This window comes from Shewanella morhuae (genome assembly GCF_003028295.1).
Lineage (GTDB): Bacteria > Pseudomonadota > Gammaproteobacteria > Enterobacterales > Shewanellaceae > Shewanella > Shewanella morhuae.
The window spans coordinates 2,578,040-2,589,781 of sequence record NZ_PYSG01000002.1 but is presented as its reverse complement, the minus strand read 5'-3'; the positions used below and the strand labels follow the sequence as shown (position 1 = coordinate 2,589,781).

The 11,742-nt window shown below is 42.5% G+C and carries 7 protein-coding genes; 3 read left to right on the top strand and 4 right to left on the bottom strand.

What is annotated here, in order from left to right; translation table 11 throughout:
- Positions 1-116 precede the first annotated feature (116 nt).
- The gene (locus tag C9I43_RS11885; protein WP_107883586.1) at positions 117-1,586 is read left to right on the top strand and encodes an inorganic phosphate transporter; all 1,470 of its coding nucleotides are present in this window, start codon (positions 117-119) and stop codon (positions 1,584-1,586) included.
- Between the two features lie 81 nt (positions 1,587-1,667).
- On the opposite strand, the gene C9I43_RS11880 is transcribed toward C9I43_RS11885, so the two are convergent.
- Entirely contained in the window at positions 1,668-2,621 is a 954-nt protein-coding gene (locus tag C9I43_RS11880) for a DUF72 domain-containing protein (protein ID WP_507028874.1), read from the bottom strand.
- Between the two features lie 271 nt (positions 2,622-2,892).
- Between C9I43_RS11880 and C9I43_RS11875 the strand changes: the two genes are divergently transcribed.
- Positions 2,893-4,329 carry a sensor domain-containing protein gene (locus C9I43_RS11875; protein ID WP_107883585.1) on the top strand — a complete coding sequence of 479 codons (1,437 nt, stop codon included), beginning with the start codon at positions 2,893-2,895 and terminating at the stop codon, positions 4,327-4,329.
- 150 nt (positions 4,330-4,479) lie between these two features.
- Here C9I43_RS11875 and C9I43_RS11870 read toward each other — a convergent pair whose 3' ends face one another.
- On the bottom strand, positions 4,480-6,372 hold the full coding sequence (locus C9I43_RS11870) for a methyl-accepting chemotaxis protein (RefSeq protein WP_107883584.1): 1,893 nt from the start codon (positions 6,370-6,372) through the stop codon (positions 4,480-4,482).
- 312 nt (positions 6,373-6,684) lie between these two features.
- On the opposite strand from C9I43_RS11870, the gene C9I43_RS11865 reads away from it, so the two are divergent.
- On the top strand, positions 6,685-8,205 hold the full coding sequence (locus C9I43_RS11865) for an EAL domain-containing protein (RefSeq protein ID WP_107883583.1): 1,521 nt from the start codon (positions 6,685-6,687) through the stop codon (positions 8,203-8,205).
- A gap of 46 nt (positions 8,206-8,251) precedes the next feature.
- Here C9I43_RS11865 and pepN read toward each other — a convergent pair whose 3' ends face one another.
- Positions 8,252-10,885 carry an aminopeptidase N gene (gene pepN / locus C9I43_RS11860; protein WP_107883582.1) on the bottom strand — a complete coding sequence of 878 codons (2,634 nt, stop codon included), beginning with the start codon at positions 10,883-10,885 and terminating at the stop codon, positions 8,252-8,254.
- A gap of 250 nt (positions 10,886-11,135) precedes the next feature.
- Positions 11,136-11,729, bottom strand: coding sequence for a penicillin-binding protein activator LpoB (lpoB, locus tag C9I43_RS11855; protein ID WP_181317878.1), 594 nt, complete (start codon positions 11,727-11,729; stop codon positions 11,136-11,138).
- Positions 11,730-11,742 lie beyond the last annotated feature (13 nt).

The window sequence follows — 11,742 nt, the reverse complement described above, 5'->3', positions numbered from 1 at the left end:
TAGCGCTGAATTATTGAGGGCTAATTCACTTTTTGACTATTTAAATCATTTTTCACTGTAACAGAAGCCAAACTTGGGCGTAATCTGTAGCCGTTACCATTTAGGGTCAGTATTTTATGTTTGAGATGTTCGCTACACTCGGTTTTGGCTGGTCAGTGGGATTAGTGCTTGCGGTCCTTTTTGTATTGGCATACGAATTTATTAATGGTTTTCACGACACAGCCAATGCCGTGGCAACGGTTATTTATACCAAAGCTATGCCTGCAAACCTCGCTGTTGTTTCCTCTGCATTATGTAACTTTGCTGGTGTGTTGTTAGGCGGCTTAGGCGTTGCTTATGCGATAGTGCATTTACTGCCGGTAGACTCTTTGCTGGGTATGGATTCTAGCCAAGGTTTATTGATGGTGTTTTCGTTGTTATTTTCGGCCATTATCTGGAACTTAGGTACTTGGTATTTTGGTATTCCGGCATCGAGCTCTCATACCTTGATTGGCTCGATTATGGGTGTGGGTGGGGCATTTGCATGGATGAACCATCTACCTATTCTACAAGGTATTAATCTTTCTAAAGCATCACAAATCATGTTGTCCTTAATCATTTCTCCTACGTTAGGGTTTGTGATGGCCGCAATATTTCTACTTGTGATGAAATTGATTTGGAAGAAACATAAAATTCATCGCACCCCAGATGAACAGATACAAATCAATGGCAAGAAACATCCGCCGTTTTGGGCAAGGGTAAGTTTGATTGTCTCTGCTATGGGCGTAAGTTTTGCCCATGGTTCTAACGATGGGCAGAAAGGCATTGGCTTAGTGATGCTGGTGCTTATTTGTGTTGCACCAGCTTATTTCGCTTTGGATATGGGTAGCCAAGCCTACGATTTGGAAAAAACGCAAGATGCGAATAGACGCATTATGGCGATTTACGATCGCAATCAAGCGGTTATCGCTGAGATGATTGATTTTAATGCTACTTTAAATGCCCCCGACAATATGTTAGCCCATTGCTCTTCAGCCAATGTTTTGCCTGCGATGTCACGACTCGACCATCACTTAACCAAAGTCTCGACTTATAAAGACATGAGCATAGAAGAACGACGAGAAGTGCGACGGTTATTACTCTGTATTGATGATACTGCTCGCCAAGTCGCAAAATTAGATCTGCCCGCTAAAGATTTACGTTCGTTAGCTAAGTGGCGTCAAGACCTTACTAAAACCACTGAATATGCGCCTCTTTGGGTCATTATTGCCATTGCGACAGCGCTGGGTTGTGGCACCTTAGTAGGCTGGCGACGCATCGTTTATACCGTTGGAGAAAAAATTGGCTCATCGAGTATGACTTATAGCCAAGGTATTGCTGCGCAGGTGACCGCAGCGGCCTCGATTGGCATTGCAAGCTTAACGGGGATGCCTGTATCGACAACGCATATTTTGTCCTCTGCTGTGGCAGGCACTATGGTTGCAAATCGTTCGGGTTTACAGAGTCAAACGATTAAGCAAATCATGCTCGCTTGGATACTCACGTTACCTATTACTATGCTGCTGGCTGCTGGAGTGTTTATTCTCGCCAATACACTTTTTGGCTAGTTCATTTATCCAGTCATCTCGTTCGATACTAAGTGCTAACACTATTTTCTGCGTTAGCGCTTAGCGTTTTGATTTAGAGGTTTACCAAGAGAGTCCCATCTGTGCGCTAGTCACTTCAGGTTTTTTCTCAAGCAGGTTTATCTCGGCGAGTTGAATTTGTGCTGCAATTTGGTTTCGCAGTTTTTGATATAAACGAATCGCGAGTTCGGGCGCGTGGTGATTATCGGGCGTATGGATAAATAGATAGGGCTCTCGTCCTTCTTTAAGCCACTGCGGCAGTTGGGCTAGCCAATTATCGAAAAAGACATCGTTATCTTTGGGTAAAGCACTAACACCTTGCTGTGATAGTTGCGCTACGGCATCGTCAGGTTGCCCAATAAAACGTACTACAGGATGATTAGCGGTCGCGATAGCATGCACCGGGACTCGCGGTTTTTTCTTATGGGCATCGATAATAGCTACGTTACTCGGTGATAAGGCGAAGAGTGGGCGGCTGTCCATGATGATACGATTGACCTTCTTTTTTATTAATAATCGATTCAGTTCTCGCTCTGCATCACCTTTGGCGAAAAAAGCTGGGTGCCGCACCTCAACACCATAGGTCAATCCCTGTGGGACTTGCTCTAAAAATTGGTTCAGCACAGAGAGTAACTCTGGGCCAAAATGTGCTGGAAGTTGAATTTTCCACATGCCGGTTTTGTCGATTAATGGCGCCATAATTTGAAAGAAGTCTTTTAATTCTTGGGCGCAATATTGTAATCGTTTTTGATGCGTAATCGTTTGCGGCAGCTTAAAGGTAAAGCGAAAATCATCGGGCGTGGCACTGTTCCAATTCAGCACGGTTTTCTGTGCTGGCGTAGCATAAAAACTGGTATTACCTTCTACAGTATTAAAAATAGTTGCATAGCGTGCGAGCCTTTCAGCCTGCTTAACCCCTTGGCCATAAATACTCTCTTGCCAATGAGGGTGTGACCACATAGCAAGTCCAAGGCGTAAATTTGTGGGATTATGTGAGGAAGAAAAGCGTTGTTCCAAAAATAAATTCCTTCAGTCTAACTAGCGTTTGTGGAATGTTGAGATTTAACCTAGTTGTTATCATCTGGTTTTATGCTGCTAACGTTATTTCATTTAAGCTTAAGTGGGCAGCTACACATTATCCGTCAGTACATTTGTTCAGATTATTGTGAATTTAGTTTAAGTTAAGCTGAACTATCATGGAATGATTTAAATAATTAACCTACTCTAATAGTATGATTTACGTTTATTATTAGACTTAGCTGGTTATCGATATTTATTGGAGCCTTGTGTGAATAATGATGGCTACACTTCCTTAAGTAATTTTATAGACCTTCTTTTAGATGCTATCTGTGTTGTTGATAAAACGGGACGATTTGAGTTTGTTAGTGCTGGAGCCGAGCGTATCTTTGGTTATACTCCTGACGAAATGGTCGGTATGCAAATGCTTGAGCTTGTCTTACCTGAGGATAGAGAGCGCACCCTTGCAACGGCTAATGAAATTATGGCAGGTCGATTTAAAGTCGATTTTGAAAACCGTTATGTGCGTAAAGATGGTGTTGTTATTGATATTCTATGGTCTGCCCGTTGGTCTGAGACTTACCAACAGCGGGTAGCCGTTGCCAGAGATGTCACTAAAAACAGAAATGCAGAGCGCAGACAAGCCGCCTTATACCAGATTTCTGAAGCCGTGCATGTTGCAGAAGATCTCCTTGCGCTATATCGCAGAATTCACGAAATTATTGCTAAACTCCTACCGGCTACAAATTTTGCTATCGCATTGTATGATCAAGATTTAAACGATCTCAGTTTCCCCTATAAAGTGACGGCCCAAGAGAATACACATCTTGATATTAGTCGTTTTTGTGTATTCACAGAGCAAGTTATCCACAGTGCAGAATCATTATTACTGTGTCCATCATGTTTAGCTGGCTATCCCGAGATGATGCAGGAGGAGCTCGATAGTCACAATTTAAGCTGGCTAGGCGTGCCGTTAAAACTACAAAAAGGCGTTATTGGTGCTTTGATGATGCATAGTGAGCCTGATTCTGCTTCTTATACCCATCAAGACCGTGAACTATTGGAATTTGTATCGACACAAATTGCCTTTGCTATTGAGCGCCGCCAGATGCTTGCCCGGCTAGAGCATATTGCACTTTATGATCAACTGACACAGTTACCCAATAGAGAGCTCTTCTATGATAGGTTTCAAAAGGCGTTATATCGCGCTCATAGAGAATCAAGTTACTTCTCCTTGCTTTACTTGGACTTAGATAAATTTAAATGGATTAATGACACCTTTGGACACAGCGTGGGGGATTTATTACTGCAAGAAACAGCCCAGCGGATAGTGAGTTGTGTGAGGGGCACTGATACGGTTGCACGTTTTGGCGGGGATGAGTTTGTTATTTTACTCGAACGTGTTGACTCTGCTCAGAATACTTTGATTGCTGCTCAAAAAATATTACAAGCATTGAATCAACCTTTTGAACTTGCTGAACAACAGCAATTCATACTGCCAAGTATTGGCATTGCCTTGTATCCAGAGCATGGCTTGGATGAAAAGCAGTTACTTTCCTGTGCAGATGCAGCTATGTATAAAGCAAAAAAGAATGGCGGAAATCGAATTGAAATGGGCTATCAAGGATTAAGAACCGTACATGTGATGTCTCAATCAGTTCGTTCTGACTTTGATGCTCCCGATGAAGTCGCGGCTAAAATGAATTAAGCCCAATTTATTTAGATGATTTATTGGGTTAGAACCATTTTATCGTTTAACAACTAAGAGTTAAAAAGCATAACGTCACTAATTAAATACCCGCGAATATCAGTGACATTCGCGGGTATTATTATACTAGCGGTCAGGTAGCGTCTTGCTTTAAAGCTTAAAGCTATTCACTTCCTGCTGTAGTGACGCAGCTAAATGTGCTAGTTCTTGAGCTTGGACCATAGAGGTTTGTGCTTCAATCGAAAGGTTTTCCGATACCTCACGAATCGACTCAGTATTGCGATTAATTTCGCTAGTGACCGAAGTTTGTTCTTCCGCTGCTGTTGCTATCTGGCTAGCCATATCTGAAATATCATTAATCGCTTTGCTGATGAGTATTAAACTTTCGCTGGCTGAATTGGCATCATTCACGCTAGTTTCTGCCATTTCATGGCTCTGAGTCATAGACTTAACGGCTTTGGCTGCAGTTTGTTGTAAGGTTTCGATCATCGCCTGAATTTCTTGTGTCGATGAATGAGTGCGCTGTGACAGTACACGAACCTCATCTGCAACTACTGCAAAGCCACGACCTTGTTCACCTGCTCGTGCGGCTTCAATGGCTGCATTAAGTGCGAGTAAGTTGGTTTGCTCGGCGATACCACTGATAGTCAGCAAGATACTGTTAATTTTTTGTGAGTGCTCATTCAGCTCACCAATAATACGCCCAGCAGTTTCAACTTCACTGGCTAAATTACGGATGGATAGTTGGCTTTGGGCGACTTGTTTATGACCATTATTTGACAGCCCAACCGCATTTTGTGCTGTCTGCGCTGTATGCTCTGCATTGCTGGCAATTTCTTCGGTTGCGCTGGCCATTTCGGTCACGGCGGTGGCTACCATTGTCACTTCATCCTGTTGTACTTCAATACGCTGGCTGTTATCGGTTGCCGATGCACTGCTGCCTTTGGCTTGATACTCGAGTTGACCTGCAATCTTATGCATGCGAGAGATCATGCCGTGAAGGCGTTCGACAAAGCGGTTAAAGCCCGATGCTAACATACCAATTTCATCGTGCTTGTTTGCTGTATGAATACGCACGGTCAAATCACCTTCACCTTCGGCTATGTCATTGAGGGCTTGAGCAACGCGTTCGAGGTCTTTAAATTGTACTTTGAATATAGCGAATAAAATTAAACCAAATAGTATTAAAAGAGCGATACCCACGGCAGACATCCACCAAGCTAATGTCGTGGCGTTTGTCATTATTTCTTTTTTATCCATCACGAATACTAGCGCCCAATCCGTTGATGGAATTGCTGCTACATAGACTAATTTAGTCGCCCCATCGAGGGTACGTTCTTCCATAGTATTGGCATTGGTACGCAGTGCTAACCAGCTGTTACTAAAATTATCATCAATTTTAGTCAGTTGTTGAGTATTTAGCTGACTATTAGGGTGGCTGATGATAAGTCCTTTATTATCAACCATCAATGCATAACCTTTACCTGGTACTTCTAAGCGTTGTACTGCATCTGTTAACTGATCTATGGTTAAGTTAGCCGCTGCAACACCTATTAGTTTCCCCGCAGTCATCACTGGCTCAGCAATAGTGACAACTTGTTTTTTTAATGTTGCGCTGATATATGGGGCAGTCATGATTGTCGCATTAGCAGCCTTTGCATCTGTGTACCAGCTCCGAACTCTAGGGTCATAATTTGCTACATATAGCGCTGGATCTTGGCGGTACATATTACCTTGCTCGTCACCATAGTAGGTGAGGGCAAAGCCCATAGCATTATGGGCTTGTAGTAAAAATGGTGTAACGTCAGTATTAGGATTTGCTTCGATAGTTTTCTTCAAGCTCGTTATGGCTGTCTTTCTATCTTGTACCCATAAACCAATCCCTTGCGCAAAAGTATTGGCTAATTGATCAATCTCGTTTTGAGTATTTATCAATGCATTATTTCTAATGAAATAACTGGATATGCTGACTAGCACTGCAATCGTGAGCAGTACTGCAAAAAGGCTGCTTAACAGCAGTCTTGCTTTGAGTGTTGTTTGCATAATTTATTACCTTTAACATTTAGTTATCATTTTGGCTTTGTTCTAGTATAGCGACTGTAATCGCAAAAACATTAGACATGAATGAGATAGTCCAGTACGAATAACCTTGATTTAACGATGTCGAATCTTCAGTACTTGTATACTGATAACCTGGATTAGAGAGGCAGAGATTAAGCCGACAGTAAAGCCAGTTATTTCCTCAAATACAATATAGTCTTAAATAACGTAAATGTTATGGAGAATGACACAGCACTGAAGGCTGTATTTCTATCATTCATCAAACATCAATTTATATTGAGTGGGTGTTGCAGTATGAAATGGATTTTACCGAGCTGGTGTTTAAATCGTTGGCTGCATACAGCCTTGTTATTTCTCTCTCCGCTGCTAATCGCAGCCTTAGTGCACTCTTGGTTAACTGCTGTAGTAATGGAAAGGAGAGTGATACGAGATCTTGATGAAATTCATCATACTTTTGCAAAAGGTTTACAAGCTTTTGAGCGGATTAATATAAAATCGCCCTTTGCTACGCTATCTTTTACCTGTTCAGAAGATGATGTTAGCCAACTCAATAGTCATTTATTAAGCCCTGTTACGGTGAGGTTTATTCAGCTTGAATTGGACAATGGAGTAAAGTGCTCCAATATTGGTCCAGCCCTGAACTATCAAATTGATCAACGTCGTACGCTGCAAGTCGCTGAACAGTCGATTATGATTGCGACGATAATCGCGGCCGATGATCGTGCTCGTAGTTTGATATTTATATTTCCTTTAGGCCCGCATCAATTAGTCGTATTAACCAACGGTTCTGTGACTAACAATCTACTATCAACGCTGTGCCATGATTGTTATCAGCTGCAAATTAATTATCGTGGTCTTAAATCGCTTGAGCGCGGTGTGGATGTCTTAAGTCAACGGCGAATATTAATAGAAAAATCATACTATGATGAAGTGCTTGATGCGAATTTTATCTTAAGGGCGGGTGATAAGCAGTACCAAAAAATTGGGCTAACAATAGCAATGTTTCTGTTGATTATGGCGTTACTGCTGTCCAGCATCGCGGTGATCTTTTATTGGAATTGGTTTTCTGCTCGAGTCTCGACAGATACTCTGATTCAAAATGGCTTGAAACGTAAAGAGTTCGTCCCATATTATCAAGTCGTTATTGATTGCCGCACTGGGCAAGTTGTCGGTCAAGAGATGTTAGTGCGTTGGCGTAGACTGGATGGGGTGTTAGTTCATCCCAATCAGTTTATTCCCTATGCCGAAGACTCAGGTTTGATTTTACCGATAACTGAACACTTACTTGAGCAGGTTTATCTGGATTTACCGCAACTTAAGGGGTGGGTAAGCGTCAATATTATTGCGCAACATTTAGAGGCTGGTCTACTCAGTAAATGGCTTTTATCCCATCAAGATGTGCGAGTAAAGCGGATTTCATTTGAGTTAACAGAGCGTAAACCGATCACCGAATTTGAGTTAGCATTAGCTGAAATTAGCGCTGCTTCCCCCTTATGCCATGGCTTTAAGCTTGACGATTTCGGTACGGGTTTTGGCGGTTTTAGTTATTTACATCAGCTGGGTATTAACAGTATTAAAATCGATAAGATGTTTATCGATACCATTGGCACCGAAGATTTAAAAGGCGCGGTATTGGATGCCATTATTGCTTTTGGCCACGAATCAAATATGGATATGGTGGCAGAAGGCGTTGAAACTCAAGTGCAAGTTGATTATCTCGCCGCTAAAGGTGTATACCTTCATCAAGGTTATTTTTACGCGGAGCCATTACCGTTAGATAAATTAATCCATTTTTATAATAATTCTCCCCATTAATAAAGAAGAGGCTCAGTAACGCCTCTTCTTTAGGGTATGGCTTAGTTTAGTGAGCCATAGTATTTTTTATGAGTACACAACGCTGCTCTTTTTGGCGGGTCTCGAGTAAAGTGCGGCGAGCGAGATTCGATAATCCAGTTTGACTATCGAGGACGTTATTTAATGCTGCAATACTTGTGTAATTACAATCTGTAGGGATCAGGTTGTAACCGTAGTTGCGCATAAATACCGGCCCTTTTTTGTCCATATCGTTTAAGCTCGACAGGCGTTCTTCAGCGGTTGCTGCACTTAATAGCTTTTGCTCTGCAGGATAAAGGTTGGCCATGACAATCCGTTGTTTAGCAAAGGGCAAGCTGTCTTGGTGGACTTTACTTAACCAACGACGTTTTGCGCTAGCCTCTGGGCGAATAACCTCTGCAGCAAGTGCCGCTTTTTCGCCTGCATCAGAATTATCTTTTGCAGCTTCAGTGTTTAAACGCTGCAATGCATTGGGGAAATCATAACGATTCAGTTGAATAATGATTGCCCAACGTAAATCTTGATCTAAGGTTAATCCTTTAATTTTGGTATCGCCGTCCAGTAGCTGCGCTAAATGACGCAGTGAATCCCTATCGCTCGCTAAACTGACATAGGCATTAAACCAGCGGCGCTGAAAGTCATTATCGTCTTTACTTTCCATCGTCTTTCTCAGGCTCATTTGGCTTAAGCCTTTGATGGCATTTTCAGCGTAATTTTGTTGAATCGGTGCAATTTGCGCTAAATATTCCTTTGAGCGCAACATGCTATCAATAATCTGACCGACGATAGTGTAATCAGACTCTGCTGGCGCGTTCACAAAAACAGTACTGAGATATTGTTCTAGGCTTAATTTCCCCTCGCGAACACTGTCCCACAGGCTTTGCCATAGCATAGAACGCAGCAGTGGATCTGATACATTACTCAGTTGTTGCTGAGCAGTTTTAAAGGATTTTTTATCGAGCTCTACTTTGACAAAACCCCAATCATCAAAGTTTGGATACACTAAATCAGGGCAGCGTTCGCCAACCAGTTGGCTGACTTCAGTACGGCTGCCCTTGTAAGTCACAGGCACGGTAATGTCATTTCTCAAGCCAGAACGTGATTGAGTAAACAGGGCCACTTGAACTTTTTGTTCGCGCAAGGTGGGCAGTTCAGCACTTGCTGGCAGCTGCACCAGACTAAACGCGCTAATGCGGTTACCATTACAACGGTATTCCGCTTTAATCGTATTGACACCAGCGCTATAGAGCCATTCTTGAGTCCACGCGGTTAAATCACGGCCTGCGGCTTTACTGAGGCTATTGATAAAATCGTCTAATTCAGCATTTTGATAGCTGTATTGCTTTAAATAATTACTTACGCCACGGCGAAACACCATATCGCCTAGCAAGTGGCGCAGTTGTTTTAGTGTTGATGCGCCTTTTTGATAAGTAATCGCATCGATATTATCAAAGGCATTTTGGGTTGTCGCGACAGGCACTTCAATGGGGTGAGTGGTGACTAGGCTATCTTGCTCGTAGGCTTTTTGTTTACCGGTGGCATAAAAATTACGCCACGCATTAGTAAACTCAGTTGCTTCTTGAGTCGCGAGTGTGCCCATGAAAGAAGCAAAGCTTTCATTAAGCCATAGACCATTCCACCATTTCATGGTGACGAGATCGCCAAACCATTGATGTGCCATTTCGTGCATGATAACGCCAGCAAGACTTTGCTTTTGATCGGCTGTCATCGCCGCTTTATGCAGGAAAATATCTTCAGAAAAAGTCACTGCGGCTGCGTTTTCCATGGCGCCATAGAGAAAGTCTGGCACTAGAATTTGATCGTATTTCTTAAACGGGTAAGCAATGCCAAAGTAGTTATCAAAGAAAGTTAACCCTTGTTTAGTGTAGGTAAACCAATCTTGTGGTGTCACTTGATTTGCCACTGATTCACGGGCAAATAAACGCATTGGATAACGACCTGAATTATCTTGCCACACATGGTAGGGGCCAGCGTGCATCGAGAAGTTATACGGACTCAGTTTAGGCGTGTCAGGAAAGCTCCAGCGGTTATAAGCACCTGCTGGAGTGACTTGTGTTTCACGCATTGAGCTAATCACTTGCCAGTCTTTAGGGGCGGTGACAGTAATTTGATAGTTAGCTTTGATATCGGGTTGATCAAACACCGCAAACATCTGTTGAGCTGCAGCGGGTTCAAAATGAGAATAAAGATAAACTTTGCCATCTACCGGATCTTGGAAACGATGTAAACCTTCACCGTTGGTACTGTGAGCGCGGGTAAATTGCACCTCAACAGTGTTTTCTCCCGAGGTTAGTAGACGCGTATTTAAACTGATGTAGGCGCCATTATAGTTGGGGTATATCGCTGTGCCATTGATTAAAAATCGTTTTATCTGTGCTTTATTTAAGTCTAGGCTTAACTGTTTTGGGACTTCACTTAACCTAAATGTGACCTTTGACGTGGCAGAAAACTCAGCCTCACCCGTGAGTTTAAAATCCAGTTCATAACGAACATCTGAAATGACCTGTGAGCGAAGTGCCGCCTGATATTGACTGATATAAGCACTGGTATCGCGCGGTGCGGTATTCAGCGTGCTATGGGTTGCGCACGACATTAATACACTACAGGTAAGGGCAACCAAACTGGCTTTAAACAAGTTCACAACTTAAATCCTTCAAAAATTGATTTTTAAGCTGCAGAGTGAGCGGTCGCTATCACACAAGCTTGCATGGCTAAGGTGAGCCCTTAGCTGGCAGCAGGGGTAATTTATAGCATCATCATTGCAGGGTATTTTGGCCGAGTACACTACCTTATTTACCTAGGATAACCAATGTTAAATATGTAAAAAAAGCCAGCATTTAAGCTGGCTTTGTGAAAACTCGATACGTGCAGTATTGAGTTCGATAAGATAATTATAAGCCCAAGAAAGACTTAGACTTTGTTTTACGGATTTCTTTTTCATCAGACCATTCAATTAAGCCTGTTTCTAAATCCATTAAACGCATTGTCATCTTGTAGTACACGTCTTTAGTGCTACCGTCTTGCTTAACGATGCTGGATAAATTGCCGTATAACATGTATTGAGCGCCGATTTGACGACCAAACTTAATAGCAGTTGAGGGATCAACCATGCCAGTGTTGTTTTGGTAATCTAGCTGCTTACGAACGGCATCTACTTTGGTCATATCGATAAAACGGAACTTACCTGAACGTAATAGTTTGTTACTGATAGTATCGGTCACTGATTCGGTATCGATATGCTCAGAGGTTTTATTTTTGATGCTATCGACGAACAGAATCGGGCGATTGTTGGCTGTCATTGCCACAATCGGTGGGAATGTCATCATGCTATCGACCATTTTGGCCGCAATAGCTTGAAGATCGGTTGAGCCAAAGTTTTCGTTGACGGTTTCAACTTCGGTGGCATCGCCATACTCAACTTTAGATTGACATGCAGCCAGCCCGATCACCGCAGCCAGCACAAAAATCAGTTTAAATTGTTTCATAGTCAGTTCCATT